This window comes from Streptomyces sp. NPDC007875 (genome assembly GCF_042868035.1).
GTDB lineage: Bacteria > Actinomycetota > Actinomycetes > Streptomycetales > Streptomycetaceae > Streptomyces > Streptomyces antimycoticus.
Genome location: NZ_JBIADZ010000018.1, coordinates 146,538 through 162,221, shown reverse-complemented (window position 1 = coordinate 162,221; position 15,684 = coordinate 146,538). Strand labels below are relative to the sequence as shown.

The following is a 15,684-nucleotide window of genomic DNA, read 5'->3' as shown; positions in this document are numbered from 1 at the left end:
CGAGCGATGGCGGACGCGATCGGCGACGACGGCACGGCCGAGGCCGTGGAGAAGGCCCTCGGCCTGCTGGATCTGGACACCAAGGCACGACTGTTGTCCGGGCAGGACATGTGGAGCCTGCCCGCCGTTCCGGCGATCGGGCTGCGCTCGCTGGTGATGTCGGACGGCCCGATCGGCGTCCGCGGCGTCCACTGGACCGCCGACGACCCCTCCATCGCCCTGCCCAGCCCCACCGCGCTCGCCGCCACCTGGGATCCGGAGCTGGCCCGGCGGGCGGGTCGGCTGCTCGCGCAGGAGGCGCGGCGCAAGGGCGTCCATGTGCTGCTCGCTCCCACGGTCAATCTGCACCGCTCCCCGCTGGGCGGGCGGCACTTCGAGGCGTACAGCGAGGATCCGTATCTCACCGGCGAGATCGGCACCGGCTATGTGACGGGTGTGCAGGACGGCGGAGTGGGCACCACCGTCAAGCACTTCGTGGCCAACGACGCCGAGACCGAGCGCTTCACCGTCGACAACGAGATCGGTGCGCGGGCGCTGCGCGAGCTGTATCTCGCCCCCTTCGAAGCCATCGTCAAGAACGCGCGCCCCTGGGGCGTCATGGCCGCCTACAACGGGGTCAACGGCTCGACCATGACCGAGCACCGCGAGCTGCAGCAGGGAGTGCTGCGCGAGGAGTGGGGCTTCGACGGCTTCATCGTCTCCGACTGGATGGCGGCCCGCGACACCGTGCGGGGGCTCAAGGGCGGGCTGGATGTCGCGATGCCCGGCCCGCGGACCGTCTACGGCGAGGCGCTGGCCGCCGCGGTGCGCGACGGCCGGGTGACCGAGGCGGAGCTGGACGAGGCGGTGCGGCGGCTGCTCACCCTGGCCGCCCGGGTCGGCGTCCTGGACGGCGCGGCCCCGGCCGTCGCCCCCGCCGACCGGCCCGGCCCGATCGACGGGGACGCGCTGGCCCGCGAGATCGCCCGGCGGTCCTTCGTACTGCTGCGGAACGAGGGCGCGGGCGGCCGGGGCGCGGTGCTGCCCCTCGACGCCGGCGCCCCCGGCGGGGTGCGGTCGCTGGCCCTGATCGGGGCCGCGGCGCGCGACGCCCGGGTGCTGGGCGGCGGCTCGGCGGTGGTCTTCCCCGACCATGTGGTCTCACCGCTCGACGGGCTCCGGGCCGCTCTGCCGCCGGAGGTGCGGTTCAGCTACGCCGTGGGCGCCGACCCCACCGACGAACTCGCCCCCGCCGCACAGGGGTTCGAGCTGCGCGCCGTGGTCCGGGCCGCCGACGGTCGGGTGCTGGGGGAGTCCCGGCTGGCCAGTGGACAGGTGCAGTGGATCAGCGACTTCCCCGAGGGCGTGAGCTACGAGGAGCTGCACACCGTCGAGACCGTCGGCACCTTCACCCCCCGCGAGAGCGGCGCGCACTCCTTCGGCACCCGGGGCCTGGGCGGCCTCCGGCTGGTCGTGGACGGAACGGTGCTGTTCGAGGGGGAGCAGCTCCCGCCGGACGTCGACGACCCCTTCGAGGCGTTCATGGGCTCGCCGGTGCCCCGGGGCCAGGTGGAGCTCACGGCGGGCGAGCCGGTGGAGGTCAGCCTCACCTGCGCGGTGGCCCGCCCCGAGGAGGCCCTTCTCGACGCCGTCTGCTTCAGCCTGCTGCACCGGGCCCCGGAGCGGGACGCCGAGGAGCTGCTCCAGGAGGCCGTCGCCGCGGCCTCGGCGGCCGAGGTGGCCGTGGTGGTGGTCGCCACCACCGAGAGGGTCGAGAGCGAGGGGTTCGACCGCGCGCATCTGAAGCTGCCGGGCCGTCAGGACGAGCTCGTGCGGCGGGTCGCCGCCACCGGCACCCCCACCGTGGTGGTGGTCAACGCGGGCTCCCCCGTCGAGATGGCCTGGCGGGAGGAGGTCGCCGCGGTGCTGCTGAGCTGGTTCCCGGGCCAGGAGGCGGGCGCCGCGCTCGCCGATGTCCTGCTGGGCGCGGAGGAGCCCGGCGGACGGCTGCCCACGACCTGGCCCGAGCGGCTCGAGGACGCCCCGGTCAGCGCGGTGACGCCGAGCGAGGGCCGACTGGTCTACGACGAGGGCGTGTTCATCGGCTACCGCGCGTGGGAGCGGCGGGAGGGGATCGCTCCGGCGTACTGGTTCGGGCATGGCCTCGGCTACACCGACTGGGCCTACGAGGCGATGGACTTCACCCCGGTGGATACCCCCGGGGAGGCCGCCGACGGCGCGCTGGGAACCGTGACCGTGCGGGTCCGCAATACCGGGCCCCGAGCGGGGCGCGAGGTCGTGCAGCTCTATCTCACCGTGCCCGAGGACGACGGCGAGGAGCGGCCGGTGCGGCGCCTCGCGGGCTTCGCCTCGGTCACGGCGGGTCCGGGGGAGACGGCGGAGGTGTCCATCCCCTTGCCCCGCCGGGCGGCGGAGATCTGGGACGAGACGCAGAGCACCTGGCGCCTGATCCCCGGCGCCTACGCGGCAGAGGCGGCCCACAGCGCCGCCGACCGCCGCCTGTCGGCCCCGGTACCGGTCCCGCCGACAACCTGAGCCCACCCAGCACAACGCTGCCGCGGCGGCCCGGGCCACCGTGAGTCGTGTGCCGCAGCTGCTCGTGTGACCGGTCGTCCGCGCTGACCCACGGCCCACTCGTGCCCTCCGGCCCTGGTGGGCCGTGCTCACTCGATGGGGTGGCGCCACCCCGCGCGGGCCCCGCCCGGTGCGGCCGCTCCCGCGCGGAGGGCGGGGCGAGGCCGCCGACGGGGGGCTTGGGGCCGTGCCCCGTCCGGTGGGGCCGTTCAGGCCCGGCGTGCGGTGAGGTTGCAGGCGCGTGGGTTGGTGGGCCGCCTCGCGCATGGCGTGGGGCCGTGCCCCGTCCGGTGGGGCCGCTCCGGCCCGGGGCGTGGCGAGGCTGCTCGCGTGTGCTCGGTGGGGCTGTCGGCCTCCGTCGGGCAGTCGACCTCGCCCGGTCCGGGCGAGACTCGCCCGGTTGGCCAGGCCGCCCGGACCGGTGGGGGCCCCGCCCAAGCCGGTCGGGTCGTCTGGTCTCCCGGCCCCGGCCCCGGCCCCGGCCGCCGACGGCGGGGCCCGGGGGATGATCAGGACGTGGATGCGGTGATGCGGCGGTAGGCCATTTCGGCGAGCTGCTGCTGGCCTGCCTTGCTGGGGTGGAACCAGTCCCACTTGCTCAGCTCGGACGTGGTGAAGCGGTATTCGTGCACCGCCGGGTCGTACCGGCACAGCACATCGCGACCACAGACGTCCTTCAGCACCTTGTTGTACTCCGTCACCCGGTCCGCCACCCGCTGGCGGCGGTCGTTGGAGGCGGCGTCCAGGTGCTCGGAGTCCTTCAGCATCGACGGGCAGATGCCCAGCTTCCAGATCTGCCTGCCGAAGACATTCTTCCGCCCCTCCGACCACAGCCGCTTCAGATCCGGCACGCTGGCCACATACACCTGGGTCTTCGGCAGGTCACGGCGGAGCCGGGTGAGCGCCGAGGTGAAGGTGGAGCGGAACTGCTCGGTGGAGGTCATCTCGTCGACCGAATCCCGGCAGGCGTCATTGGCGCCGATCATCACGGTGATCAGCTTCGGCTTGCGGGCCGCGGCCGCCTCGATCTGGCCGGGGAGGTCGGCCACGACCGCGCCGGTCTTGGCGAAGTTCCAGCTGTGGGTGCCCGAGCGGGCGGTGGTGGCGGGCAGCAGCCGCTGGGCGAGGCTCTGCACATCGGTGCCGGTGGACCAGGACACCTCGGGGCAGTCGGAGAGCACCGAACAGGCGTCGAAGCCGCGGGTGATGGAGTCGCCCAGGGAGGCGATCGAGCTCGGCCGGGTGTTCCAGACGATCGTCCGCTTGGCGCCGGGGGTCTTCCCGGCGCGGGTCGGACCGTGCCGGGAGGGGTCGTCCGAGCTGCCGAAGCAGCCCGCCGAGCTCAGCACGGCGGCGGTGGTGAACAGCACCACGCTCGTGCGCCCGGCGGTGCGCCCGGCCGTGCGGCGGCCAGTGCGCGAAGTGGTGCGCGGGGTCGGGCGCACGACCGTACGCGTGGTCGAGGAAGCGGCCGCCGATCGCTTCCGGCGTGTCGCGCTGACCCGCATGGCTGTTCCCCCTCCGGCTGTTGGGTGATATCTATCCTGACCGACGGTACGTCACTCCTCCGGCTGGATCGCACGGTACGTTTTTCTTGTGCCTGATGAGCGTCGTCCCGGCGGCAAGGCGCGCTATGCGGTACCAGCACATTACGCTCCGTCACATCCTGTCCATTTTCGAGAGAATTCTGCACGATAAATTTCACTGAAGGTGACGTCGGGACTGGTGTGGGAGTGATCACTAGGGCAGAATGTGATCCGATGTGCCGGGCGGGACCGGTACGGGCGCGAGGCCGCTGGGGAAGGCGCACCTCGAACCGCACAGGAGGCACCGGTGACGACACGTGGAGTTCTGTATGTGCACTCCGCTCCGCGCGCGCTGTGCCCGCACGTTGAATGGGCCATCGCGGGCGTCCTCGGCGTGCGTGTCACCCTCGATTGGATCAAGCAGCCCGCGGCGAACGGCACCTGGCGTGCCGAGTTCTCCTGGCAGGGTGAGGTCGGCACGGCCTCCAAAATGGCGTCCGCCCTCCGCGGCTGGCATCTGCTGCGCTTCGAGGTGACCGCCGAGCCCTGCGCCACCGCCGAGGGCGAGCGCTACAGCTCCACCCCCGAGCTGGGCATCTTCCACGCCGTCACCGGAATGCACGGCGACATCCTGATCCCCGAGGACCGGCTGCGCGCCGCCCTCGCCCGTTCCGTCCGCGGCGAGAGCGACCTCGAGGCGGAGATCGCCAAGCTGCTCGGCAAGCCCTGGGACGACGAACTGGAGCCGTTCCGCTACGCGGGTGAGGGCGCCCCCGTCCGCTGGCTGCACCAGGTCGTCTGAGCGCCTGACGCGCCGCCACCCCTTTGTCCCGGAGCGCACTTCAGGTCTTAGCGTGGCGGAATGACCGAACAACTCCCGGCAACGTCCGTCGCGGTCCTCGGCACCGGCATCATGGGCTCCGGCATGGCTCGCAACCTCGCCCGCTCCGGGCTCGACGTCCGTGCGTGGAACCGCACCCGGTCCAAGGCCGAGCCGCTCGGCCAGGACGGCGTACGCGTCACCGACACCCCGGCCGAGGCCGTGGACGGCGCCGATGTCGTCCTGACGATCCTCTACGACGGCGCCGCGGCCCTCGAGACGATGCGGCAGGCCGCCCCCGCCCTCCGCCCCGGAACCGTATGGGCCCAGGCCACCACGGCGGGGCTGGAGGCGATGGAATCGCTCGCCGCGTTCGCCCATGAGAAGGACCTCGGCCTCATCGACTCGCCCGTCCTCGGCACCAAGCAGCCCGCGGAGAGCGGACAGCTGCTGGTGCTGGCCGCCGGCCCCCACCCCGTCCGCCCGGTCGTCCGGCCGGTCTTCGACGCCATCGGCAGCCGTACGGTGTGGGTCGGCGACAGCGCGGAGGGCGCCGCCGCCACCCGGCTCAAGCTGGTGCTCAACAGCTGGGTCCTCAATGTCACCCACGCCACCGCCGAGGCGGTCGCCCTCGCCAAGGGGCTGGGCGTGGACTTTCAGGGCTTCCTGGACGGGGTGGAGGGCGGACCGCTGGACAACGGCTATATGCGGGTCAAGTCCGGCCAGCTGCTCCGGGGCGACCTCGAGCCCAGCTTCGCGACCAGGACCGCCGAGAAGGACGCCCGGCTGATCGTGGAGGCAGGGGAGCGCGCCGGAGTGCGGCTGGACCTGGCGGCCGCGGGCCGGGAGCGGTTCCGCCGCGCCATCGAGGCGGGCCACGGCGACGAGGACATGGTGGCCTCGTACTTCGCCAGCTTCGACGGCGAGGCCCCCTGACACACGAGCGGCCCGCCCCCGGCCGGAGCCGGAGGCGGGCCACACCCGCGTATCAGCGCGTCGGACAGCGCATCAAACCGTGAGGCCGTCAGGCCGTCCGCGCGTCAGACCGTGCGGAAGGCCAGCACCACATTGTGGCCGCCGAAGCCGAACGAGTCGTTCAGCGCGACGAGCGGGCCCTGACCCGGCAGCGACCGCGGCTCGCCGGTCACGAAGTCCGCGTCCGCCTCCGGGTCCGGGGAGACGAGGTTGATCGTCGGTGGGGCGATCCGGTGGTACAGCGCGAGCACGCTGGCCACCGTTTCCACACCGCCGGCGCCACCCAGCAGATGTCCCGTCATGGACTTGGTGGCGGAGATCGCCATCTGGTCCACATCGTCACCGAAGACCTTGCGCAGCGCCTTGATCTCGGCCACGTCGCCCTGCGGCGTCGAGGTCGCGTGGGCGTTGACATGCACGATCTCGGTGCCGGTCAGGCCGGTGTTCTGCACCAGGTTCTGCAGCGCGTGCGCGATGCCGTTGCCGGACGGCTCCGGCTGGGTGATGTGGTGGGCGTCGGCCGAGATGCCCTGGCCGACCGCCTGCGCGTACACCCGGGCGCCGCGCGCGGCGGCGTGCTCCGCCGACTCCAGGACGATGGCACCCGAGCCCTCGCCCATCACGAAGCCATTGCGGTCGACGTCGAACGGGCGCGAGGCGCCGTGCGGGTCGTCGTTGTTCTTGGACATCGCCATCATGTTGCCGAAGGCGACGATGGGGAGCGGATGGATGGACGCCTCGGTGCCGCCCGCGACGACCACATCGGCGCGGCCGGTGCGGATCATCTCGATGGCGTAGCCGATGGCCTCCGCGCCGGACGCGCACGCGCTGACCGGCGTATGGACGCCGGCGCGGGCGCCGACCTCCAGGCCCACGTTGGCCGCCGGGCCGTTGGGCATCAGCATCGGCACGGTGTGCGGGGAGACCTTCCGGACGCCCTTCTCGCGCAGCACGTCGTACTGGTCGAGCAGGGTGGTCACCCCGCCGATGCCGGAGGCCACGACCGCGCCGAGGCGGTCGGGGTCGACCGACGGGTCCTCGCCCGCCTTGGCGGTGAAGCCCGCGTCCGCCCATGCCTCACGGGCCGCGATCAGGGCGAACTGCGCCGATCGGTCGAGCTTGCGGGCCTGCGGGCGAGGGATGACGGTGCCCGGCTCCACCGCGATCTTCGCGGCGATGCGGACCGGCAACTCGGCCGCCCATTCCTCCTCCAGGAGGTTGACGCCGGACCGGCCGGCCAGCAGGGCCTCCCAGGTCGTTGAGGCGTCGCCACCCAGCGGCGTCGTGGCACCAACACCGGTGACGACCACGGTGCGATTGGTCGAGTTCACAGGAATTCCTACTCCACGTGTAGAAGGTGCTGGACCCGCCACCGCATGGGTGGCGACAACGGCCTTAGGGGGCTCAGCCCTGGTGCTTGAGGATGTAGTCGACGGCGTCGCCGACGGTCTTGAGGTTCTTGACGTCGTCGTCCGGGATCTTCACGTCGAAGCGCTCCTCGGCGGCGACGACCACCTCGACCATGGACAGCGAGTCGACGTCCAGGTCGTCGGTGAAGGACTTGTCCAGCAGGACGTCCTCGGTCGGGATACCGGCGATCTCGTTGACGATCTCGGCGAGACCCTCGAGGATCTCTTCCTGAGTGGCGGCCATTGCGGCGCTCCTTCTTCGGTGTGTTGCGGTGGTGGCGCAGCGTCCGACTTCTGCCGAGCTGCGTGGATATGGACTATGGAGCCTAAGGGAGGGTAACGACCGTCGCTGCGTAGACGAGACCCGCTCCGAATCCGATGACGAGCGCGGTGTCGCCGCTCTTCGCCTGCCCCGTCGCCAACAGCCGCTCCATGGCGAGCGGAATGGAGGCGGCCGAGGTGTTGCCGGTGGTCTCCACATCACGGGCGACCGTGACATGCTCCGGCAGCTTGAGGGTTTTGATCATCGAGTCGATGATCCGCATATTGGCCTGGTGGGGGATGAACGCGTCGAGGTCGGCCGGGGCGACCCCGGCCTCGTCCAGGGCCTGCTGGGCGACCTTCGCCATCTCGTAGACGGCCCAGCGGAAGACCGCCTGGCCCTCCTGGCGCAGCGCCGGGTAGCGCACCTCGGCGGCGTCCTGGTCGCGGTAGACGTCCCAGGGCAGCGTCTGGGTGATGGTGTCGGACTTGTCGCCCTCCGAGCCCCAGACGGTGGGGCCGATCGCGGGCTCCTTGGAGGGGCCGACCACCACGGCGCCGGCGCCGTCGCCGAACAGGAAGGCCGTCGCGCGGTCCTCCAGGTCGGTCAGGTCCGAAAGCCGCTCGACCCCGATGACCAGCACATGCTCCGCGGTGCCATCGGTGACCATGCCCTTGGCGAGGGTCAGCCCGTAGCCGAAGCCGGCACAGCCCGCCGAGATGTCGAACGCGGCCGGCTTGCCGGTGCCCAGCAGGTGCGCGATCTCGGTCGCGATCGCCGGGGTCTGCTTGAAATGCGAGACCGTCGAGACGATCACGGCGCCGATCTGTTCCGGGCTCAGGCCGGCGTCGGCGATGGCCTTGCCGCCCGCCTCCACGGACATGGCGGCGACCGTCTCATCCGGACCGGCCCAGTGCCGGGTGGCGATGCCCGAGCGGGAGCGGATCCACTCGTCCGAGGAGTCGATGTGCTTGAGGATCTCCTCGTTCGGCACCACCCGGGTCGGACGGTAGCCACCGACGCCGAGAATGCGCGCGTACGGGGCGCCCTTACTGGGCTTGATCTTCGCGGTCATGCTTCTCGGAGCTCCTCTTCGGCCGGTGTGGCGACGGCGGGAATGGCGTGCTCCTCGATCAGCGCACGGGCCGCGTCGAGATCGTCCGGAGTCTTCAGCGCCAGGTTGGTGACGCCCGGCAGGGCACGCTTGGCGATGCCGGTGAGCGTGCCGCCCGGGGCCACCTCGATCAGCGCGGTGGCGCCCAGCTCCTGGAAGGTCTCCATGCACAGGTCCCAGCGCACCGGGTTGGACACCTGGGCGACCATCCGCTCGATCACCCCGGCCCCGGACGTCACGACCCCGCCGTCACGGTTGGAGACGTAAGCGGTGCGCGGATCGGCCACCGGAACGCCCGCGACCAGGGCCTCGAGGGCGGCGACCGCCGGGGCCATGTGATCGGTGTGGAACGCGCCGGCCACCTTGAGCGGTACGACGCGGCGCACTCCCTCGGGCTTGTCCTCGGCCAGCGCTGCCAGCTGCTCGGCGGTGCCCGCGGCCACGATCTGCCCGGCGCCGTTGACGTTCGCCGGGGTCAGCCCGTGCTTGTCGAGATGGGCGACGACATCGTCCTGCTCACCACCCAGTATGGCGGCCATTCCGGTCTCGGTGCGGCTCGCTGCCTCCGCCATGGCGAGCCCGCGCCGGCGGACCAGCACCATGGCCGCCTCGTCGGTGAGCACACCGGCGGCCACGGCCGCGGTGATCTCGCCGACGCTGTGGCCCGCGACCGCGCCGATACGGCTCGGCAGCTCCGCGAGACCGGTCGCGCCCTCGATGCCCTCGCCGAACAGCGCGTGGGCGGAGACCAGACCGGCGGCCACCAGCAGCGGCTGGGCCACCGCGGTGTCGCGGATCTCCTCCTCGTCGGCCTTGGTGCCGTAGTGGATGAGGTCCAGCCCGGACACGGCCGACCACCACGTCAGACGTTCGGTGACGCCGGGCAGGTCGAGCCAGGGGGTGAGGAAGCCGGGCTTTTGAGCGCCCTGGCCGGGAGCGACGAGTACGAGCACTCTCACACTCTCTCTTGTGGATGGTCCGACTCGCCCGTGAGGACAAGGACGAAGAACCGTCAGGGGAATTGTGGAGGTCCAACAAACGGTCAGGGCAATATGTTCGCGTCGGCGAGACGGCCCAGGATCAGGGCTATGCGCAGAGTAAACGCCGACCTGACGTCGGAAGGTGACCATCCGGTGACGTCCGTCACACGTCGTAGCCGGTAGCGGACGGTGTTCGGGTGAACGAAGAGCATCCGGGCCGCCCCCTCCAGACTGCTCGCCTGTTCGAGGTACACACTCAGTGTCTCGAGCAGTGCCGAACCGGCTTCCTCCAGCGGTCTGTAGATCTCCTCCACCAACTGCTCGCGGGCAGCAGGGTCCCCGGCCATCGCGCGCTCGGGCAGCAAATCGTCCGCGAGTACCGGACGGGGCGCGTCCGGCCAGGCGGTGCACGCCTTCAGCCCGGCCGCCGCCGCCCCCGCCGAGCGGGTCGCGGCCAGCAGGTCGGAGACCACCGGACCGGCCACCACCGGGCCCGGGGCATACGGCCCGATCAGCGCCTTCGCCGCCTGCAGCGGATTGTCCGAGCCACCCGCGACCACCACCAGCCGGTCGCCCAGCACCCCGGTGAGGACCTGCAGCTTGGCGTGGCGGGCGGCCCGCCGGATCGCCTCGACCGTCAGCTCGCTGTCCCCGTCGGGGGCGGTACCCAGCACCACGCACACATGCTCGGGGGAGTTCCAGCCGAGCGCCGCGGCCCGGGACAGCGCCCCCTCGTCCGCCTCCCCGGACAGCACCGCGTTGACCACCAGTGACTCCAGCCGGGCGTCCCAGGCGCCGCGGGCCTCGGCGGCCTGCGCGTACACCTGGGCGGTGGCGAAGGCGATCTCCCGCGCGTACACCAGCAGGGCCTCGCGCAGCACCGACTCATCGCCCGGGGCCGCCACGTCGTCGATCGCCGACTCCATGACCTCGATGGTCGTGCGGACCATCTCCACGGTCTGCCGCAGCGTGATCGCCCGGGTCAGCTCGCGCGGGGCGGTGCCGAACACATCGGTGCTGATCGCCTGGGGCGCCTCGGGGTGGCGAAACCATTCGGTGAAGGCCGCGATGCCCGCCTGCGCCACCAGCCCGATCCAGGAGCGGTTCTCGGGCGGCATCGCGCGGTACCACGGCAGCTGCTCGTCCATGCGCGCGATGGCGTTGGCGGCGAGTTTCCCGGAGGACTTCTCCAGTCGGCGCAGGGTGGCACTGTGCGGATGCGGGGTGTTCGAGGCTGGTTCAGGCACGAGGACAAGACTGCCTTATCGGGTGGTGAGCGCTGGGGGCGGGAGGCTACGCGGGGGTAGGGGCGGGGCCGGGGCGGACGGGTCGGGGCGCACTACCGTGGACCGGGTGATGTGGATACAGCGGTCCGGTGCACGGTATCCGGGTGGGGAGGGCGCGGGCATCGAGACGCGCCACGCCTTTTCCTTCTCTGGGTACTACGACCCCGGCAACGTGCGGTTCGGGTCCCTCGTCGCCTGCAACGAGGAGCGGATCGCCCCCGGTGCGGGCTTCGCCGAGCATCCGCACCGCGATATGGAGATCGTCACCTGGGTCGTCGAGGGTGAGCTCACTCACGAGGACTCCACCGGCGCGCGGACCGTGGTGCGCCCCGGCGATGTGCAGCGGCTCAGCGCCGGGAGCGGAGTGCGTCACACCGAGCGCAACGCGGGCACGGAACCCCTCACCTTCGTCCAGATGTGGCTGGTGCCGAGCCCGGGCAGAGCGAAGGACCCCGGGTACGAGGTGGTGCGCGGCATCGCCGACGGCACCCCGTACGCACTGGAGCGCACCGAGGCGGTGCTGCATGTGCGGCGGCTGGCGGACGGCGAGCGCACCGCGCTGCCGGACGCGCCGTGGGTGTACGCACATGTGGTGCGCGGCGCGGCACGGATCGAGGGGGAGACCCTCGGGCCCGGCGACGCGGCCCGGATCTCGGATGCGGAGGGGCTGGAGGCACGCGCCGAGGGCCCCGCCGAGCTGCTGATCTGGGAGATGCACGCGGAGCCGGTCTACGGCTGAGGGGTTTATGGCCGAGGGGGCTATGCGTTCAGCTCGGCCAGGATCGCGTCGGTGAGCGGGGGCCAGACCTCGACGGCCCAGGGGCCGAAGGCCCGGTCGGTCAGGGTGACGCAGGCGGCGCGGGCGTCCGGGTCGACCCACAGGAACGTCCCGGACTGGCCGAAATGTCCGAAGGTGCGAGGCGAGGAGGAGGCGCCGGTCCAGTGCGGCGACTTGCCGTCGCGTATCTCGAAGCCGAGCCCCCAGTCGTTGGGCCGCTGATGGCCGTAGCCGGGCAGCACACCCGTGAGACCCGGGTGGACCACGGAGGTGGCCTCGGCCAGCGTCTCGGCCGCCAGCAGCCGCGGGGCCTGGAGCTCCGCCGCGAAGCGCACCAGGTCGTCCACGGTCGAGACGCCGTCCTTGGCGGGCGAGCCGGTCAGCTCGGTGGCGGTCATGCCGAGCGGCTCCAGCACCGCCTGGCGCAGATACTCCGGGAACGGGATGTCCGTGGCCTTGGCGATGTGATCGCCCAGCACCTCGAACCCGGCGTTGGAGTAGAGCCGGCGGTTGCCGGGCGCGGCGACCGAGCGGTGCTCGTCGAAGGCGAGCCCGGAGGTGTGCGCCAGCAGATGGCGCACCGTGGAGCCCTCGGGCCCGGCCGGTTCGTCCAGCTCCACCGCGCCCTCCTCGACGGCGAGCAGCGCGGCGTAGGCGGCGAGCGGCTTGGTGACCGAGGCGAGGGGGAAGCGATGGCCGGTCGGGCCGTACGATCCGGCCAGGGTGCCGTCCGCGCGTACGACGGCGGCCGCCGCCGTCGGGACCGGCCAGTTCTCGATCATCCGCAGGCTCTCCATGCCCCCGAGCCTAGTGGCGGGCGTCGCGCGGACTCACGGCACCCAAGGTTCCGCCAAATCTTCGCTTGCTTGGAGTGCACTCCAAGTCAATAGCGTTGAAGACGTCGATGAGGTGTGCGGATCGGCGACCTGCGAGAGGTGAATCGGCATGACCCTGATGGAGAGCGCCCCGGTGAAGGTGCGCACCTGCGCGGGGAGGGGCAGGCACCCCCGGCCCAGCGGACAGGACGGCTACACGATCAGTGAGGTGGTCGCCCATACCGGGCTGAGCGCACACACCCTGCGTTGGTACGAGCGGATCGGGCTGATGCCGCATGTCGACCGTACGCACACCGGCCAGCGCCGCTTCACCAACCGCGACCTCGACTGGCTCGACCTCGTCGGCAAGCTGCGGCTGACCGGGATGCCGGTCGCGGACATGGTCCGCTACGCCGAGCTGGTGCGCGAGGGCGAGCACACCTTCGCCGAGCGTGAGGAGCTGCTGACCACGCACCGCGCGAATGTGCGGGAGCGGATCGCCGAGCTCCAGAGCACGCTCGAAGTCCTCGACTTCAAGATCGATGTCTACGCTGACGCCCGAAGGGCGTCGGAGAGGTTTGACCCGGTATGAGCAACAGCACCAATGAGACCATCGCGACCGTCGGCCTCGGGGCCGGCGGGCCGGAGGTCGGCGTCCAGGGCCTGGGCTGCATGGGCATGAGCTGGGGCTACGGACCGACCCATGACGAGGCGGAGGCGCGGGCCACGCTGGAGCGGGCCCTGGAGCTGGGCGTCACGCTCTTCGACACCGCCGATGTCTACGGCTTCGGGCGGAACGAGGAGTTCATCTCCCCCTTCGTCCGGGCCCACCGCGACCGGATCACCCTGGCCACCAAGTTCGCCATCGAGCGCGACGAGAGCGATCCGTTCGGCAACCAGCGGATCCGCAACGACCGTCCGTACATCCGCCGGGCCATCGAGGGCAGTCTGCGCCGACTGGAGGTCGACCATGTCGACCTGTACTACATGCACCGGCGCAACCCCGAGGTGCCGCTGGAGGAGAGCGTCGGCGCCATGGCCGAGCTGGTGGCCGAGGGGAAGGTCAAGCACCTCGGGCTGAGCGAGGGTCACGGCCAAGGAACTGCGCGCGGCGCACGCCGTGCATCCGATCGCGGCGGTGCAGTCGGAGTGGTCGCTGTTCAGCCGCGATGTGGAGGGCGGCGGAGCGAACAGCGTCGCCGCCACCGCCGCCGAGCTGGGCGTCGCCCTCGTCCCGTACTCGCCGCTCGGCCGCGGCTTCCTCACCGGCTCCTTCGTCCAGGCCGAGCAGGAGCTGGGCGAGGGCGACTTCCGCCGCCTGCAGCCCCGCTTCACCGGCGACAACGCGGCCGCCAACGCCGCGCTGCTGGAGCCGATCCGCAAGATCGCCGAGGCGCGCGGCGCCACGCTCGCCCAGATCGCGCTGGCCTGGGTGCAGCAGCAGGCCCAGGTCCACGGGCTCGCGGTGGTGCCGATCCCCGGCACCCGCACCCGCGCCCGGATCGAGCAGAACACCGGCGCGACGCGGATCGAGCTGAGCGCGGACGAGCTGGCCGCGCTGGAGCCGATCGCGGGACAGGTGGCGGGCGCCCGCTACGCCGATATGAGCGCGACGAGCGCGGGCCGCGAGTAGCTGCGCTCGGCTCAGCGGCGCGGGTTCGGCGGCGCGTCGCAGCACGCCTGGTGGGTCCGGCGCGTCGCCGCCGCCCGGCGGGTCGCGCCCGTCGCCTCGCCCGCGCCCTCGTCCGGGCGGTCCGGTCCGGTCCGGTCCAAGAGATACACGCACAGCGTGGTCCGTGCGCGATGGCCGCGCTCAGATGAGACCTTGGCGGCAGTCCGGCCCCGTGCCCGGACTGCCGCCGTCCTCCTCGGCGCATCGCACATCGTCGAAGTCCCCGAGCGCGATCCGCGAGAAGTTGCGCAGCGAGTCGGTCCCCGGCGCGAAGTAGCCGGTGTGGCCCTGGGCGCTCTCGGAGGAGACCACCCGGGCGCCGAAGGACGGATCGGTCGGGTCGTCGCCGTGGCCCAGGCCCAGGAAGTCATAGCCGGTCACCCGCCGGATCCAGTCGGTGCGGTCCCGCGCCGCCCAGACCCGGGCCCCGGTCTGCAGGCCGTCGGCGCTGTCCGCGCGCATCCCCGGGCTGCCCAGCACCACCAGGTCGGAGACGCGGGCGCGGTCCATCGCGGACGCGGCCAGCCCGCAGACCACCGAGCCGTAGCTGTGGCAGAAGACGGCGGGCGGGGCGTCGGCGGTGGCCGCGGTGGTCACGGCGAGCCCCGCCAGGAACCGGTCCAGACGGGGCGCGCCCGCCCTGGCCAGCCGGCTGGTGGCGGCGTCCGGGCCCAGCCCGACCGGGGTCGTGTAGCCGACCCAGGCGATGACGGCGGCCGGGGTGGCGGGCGCGTCCTTCGCCATCTGCGCCCGCAGCGACCGCGCCATCCCGGCCGGGGCGCCGTACGGGTCGCCCGTGCGGTCGAAGGCGTTCAGGTCGATGTCCGAGCCCGGCACGATCACGGCCGTGCGCCGGGCCGTCGCCAAGTCCCCGTACACCTCGGCCACTTGGCCGCGCCCGCGCGGATCGAAGGCGAGGATCTGGCGGCCCGGTGCGAGCAGCGCCGCGTACCGCTCGACGAGCGGGCTCCCGGGGTCGGCCGTCCGCTCCTTGTGCCAGGCGGCCCGGATCGCCCGGGAGTTGGCCTCGTACCGCAGGCTCAGCGGTGCGCCGTCCAGATTGCCCACCACCTCGGGATGCCGGATGACCAGCGCCTTTCGCTGGACGTCGGTGAGCCGGCCGAAGAACCGGGCGATCTCGGCGGGCGAGGTCGTGGCCGGATCGGGCAGCTCGCGCCCCGCCCCGCCCAGCGAATGGTCCGACAGCCATGCGGCGGTGCCGGGCGGCGGGCCGGTGATGGCCTGCTCCTCGTGGGCCACGGTCCAGCCTGCCGTCCCCGCCATGACGGTGATGGTGAGCGCCGCGGTGATCAGGCGTCGCGCGTAGTGCCTGGTGCGTAGCGTCTGGGACATGGCCGGGGTTTCCCTCTTCCGTCGGTGACGGAGGGAAAGGTAGAGAGCCGTCGGGTGGCGGTACGTCAACCCCCGGTACCAAGTGGGATGTCATACCCCAGTAGGGGGTCGCGGCCCGGC

14 protein-coding genes and 1 pseudogene are annotated in these 15,684 nt (G+C 72.3%); 6 read left to right on the top strand and 9 right to left on the bottom strand.

Annotated features, from left to right (window positions below; genetic code table 11):
• Positions 1 to 6 precede the first annotated feature (6 nt).
• On the top strand, positions 7 to 2,535 hold the full coding sequence (locus ACFYOY_RS31765; RefSeq protein WP_388590911.1) for a glycoside hydrolase family 3 protein: 2,529 nt from the start codon (positions 7 to 9) through the stop codon (positions 2,533 to 2,535).
• Between the two features lie 548 nt (positions 2,536 to 3,083).
• Here the strand turns inward: ACFYOY_RS31765 and ACFYOY_RS31760 are convergent.
• Positions 3,084 to 4,082 carry an SGNH/GDSL hydrolase family protein gene (locus ACFYOY_RS31760; protein ID WP_351882813.1) on the bottom strand — a complete coding sequence of 333 codons (999 nt, stop codon included), beginning with the start codon at positions 4,080 to 4,082 and terminating at the stop codon, positions 3,084 to 3,086.
• Positions 4,083 to 4,407: 325 nt separating this feature from the next.
• Here ACFYOY_RS31760 and ACFYOY_RS31755 point away from each other — a divergent pair, with 325 nt between their 5' ends.
• Positions 4,408 to 4,902, top strand: coding sequence for a DUF3145 domain-containing protein (locus ACFYOY_RS31755; RefSeq protein ID WP_059147850.1), 495 nt, complete (start codon positions 4,408 to 4,410; stop codon positions 4,900 to 4,902).
• Between the two features lie 60 nt (positions 4,903 to 4,962).
• Positions 4,963 to 5,856 (top strand): NAD(P)-dependent oxidoreductase, encoded by an 894-nt coding sequence (locus tag ACFYOY_RS31750; protein ID WP_351882817.1) that lies wholly within the window; start codon positions 4,963 to 4,965, stop codon positions 5,854 to 5,856.
• Positions 5,857 to 5,960: 104 nt separating this feature from the next.
• On the opposite strand, the gene fabF is transcribed toward ACFYOY_RS31750, so the two are convergent.
• The 5 genes from fabF to ACFYOY_RS31725 all read right to left on the bottom strand — a co-directional run bounded on the left by fabF (position 5,961) and on the right by ACFYOY_RS31725 (position 10,907).
• Positions 5,961 to 7,226, bottom strand: coding sequence for a beta-ketoacyl-ACP synthase II (gene fabF, locus ACFYOY_RS31745; RefSeq protein WP_351882819.1), 1,266 nt, complete (start codon positions 7,224 to 7,226; stop codon positions 5,961 to 5,963).
• A 73-nt stretch (positions 7,227 to 7,299) separates the two neighbouring features.
• Positions 7,300 to 7,548, bottom strand: a complete 249-nt coding sequence (locus ACFYOY_RS31740) for an acyl carrier protein (RefSeq protein ID WP_020871568.1) — start codon at positions 7,546 to 7,548, stop codon at positions 7,300 to 7,302.
• 82 nt (positions 7,549 to 7,630) lie between these two features.
• A complete protein-coding gene (locus tag ACFYOY_RS31735; protein ID WP_351882821.1) occupies positions 7,631 to 8,641 on the bottom strand; it encodes a ketoacyl-ACP synthase III in 1,011 nt (336 codons plus the stop codon).
• Positions 8,638 to 9,633 carry an ACP S-malonyltransferase gene (locus tag ACFYOY_RS31730; protein ID WP_351882823.1) on the bottom strand — a complete coding sequence of 332 codons (996 nt, stop codon included), beginning with the start codon at positions 9,631 to 9,633 and terminating at the stop codon, positions 8,638 to 8,640. The genes ACFYOY_RS31735 and ACFYOY_RS31730 overlap by 4 nt, the downstream gene beginning before the upstream one ends.
• Before the next feature lie 89 nt (positions 9,634 to 9,722).
• Positions 9,723 to 10,907 (bottom strand): CdaR family transcriptional regulator, encoded by a 1,185-nt coding sequence (locus ACFYOY_RS31725; protein WP_020871571.1) that lies wholly within the window; start codon positions 10,905 to 10,907, stop codon positions 9,723 to 9,725.
• Between the two features lie 109 nt (positions 10,908 to 11,016).
• Here ACFYOY_RS31725 and ACFYOY_RS31720 point away from each other — a divergent pair, with 109 nt between their 5' ends.
• A complete protein-coding gene (locus ACFYOY_RS31720; protein WP_351883092.1) occupies positions 11,017 to 11,685 on the top strand; it encodes a pirin family protein in 669 nt (222 codons plus the stop codon).
• 20 nt (positions 11,686 to 11,705) lie between these two features.
• On the opposite strand, the gene ACFYOY_RS31715 is transcribed toward ACFYOY_RS31720, so the two are convergent.
• Complete coding sequence (locus tag ACFYOY_RS31715) at positions 11,706 to 12,521, bottom strand: serine hydrolase domain-containing protein (RefSeq protein WP_351882825.1); 816 nt, start codon at positions 12,519 to 12,521, stop codon at positions 11,706 to 11,708.
• Positions 12,522 to 12,669: 148 nt separating this feature from the next.
• Between ACFYOY_RS31715 and ACFYOY_RS31710 the strand changes: the two genes are divergently transcribed.
• Positions 12,670 to 13,131, top strand: a complete 462-nt coding sequence (locus tag ACFYOY_RS31710) for a MerR family transcriptional regulator (RefSeq protein ID WP_351882827.1) — start codon at positions 12,670 to 12,672, stop codon at positions 13,129 to 13,131.
• Positions 13,128 to 14,043: pseudogene (locus ACFYOY_RS31705) on the top strand (aldo/keto reductase); the annotation flags it as partial. The gene ACFYOY_RS31710 and the pseudogene ACFYOY_RS31705, both read left to right, overlap by 4 nt.
• A gap of 140 nt (positions 14,044 to 14,183) precedes the next feature.
• On the opposite strand, the gene ACFYOY_RS31700 reads toward ACFYOY_RS31705, so the two are convergent.
• Together ACFYOY_RS31700 and ACFYOY_RS31695 are read right to left on the bottom strand one after the other, a co-directional pair.
• Positions 14,184 to 14,321: a hypothetical protein gene (locus ACFYOY_RS31700; RefSeq protein ID WP_388590906.1), complete on the bottom strand. Its 138-nt coding sequence runs from the start codon at positions 14,319 to 14,321 to the stop codon at positions 14,184 to 14,186.
• Positions 14,322 to 14,352: 31 nt separating this feature from the next.
• Positions 14,353 to 15,564 carry an alpha/beta hydrolase gene (locus tag ACFYOY_RS31695; RefSeq protein WP_351882831.1) on the bottom strand — a complete coding sequence of 404 codons (1,212 nt, stop codon included), beginning with the start codon at positions 15,562 to 15,564 and terminating at the stop codon, positions 14,353 to 14,355.
• Between the last annotated feature and the right edge of the window lie 120 nt (positions 15,565 to 15,684).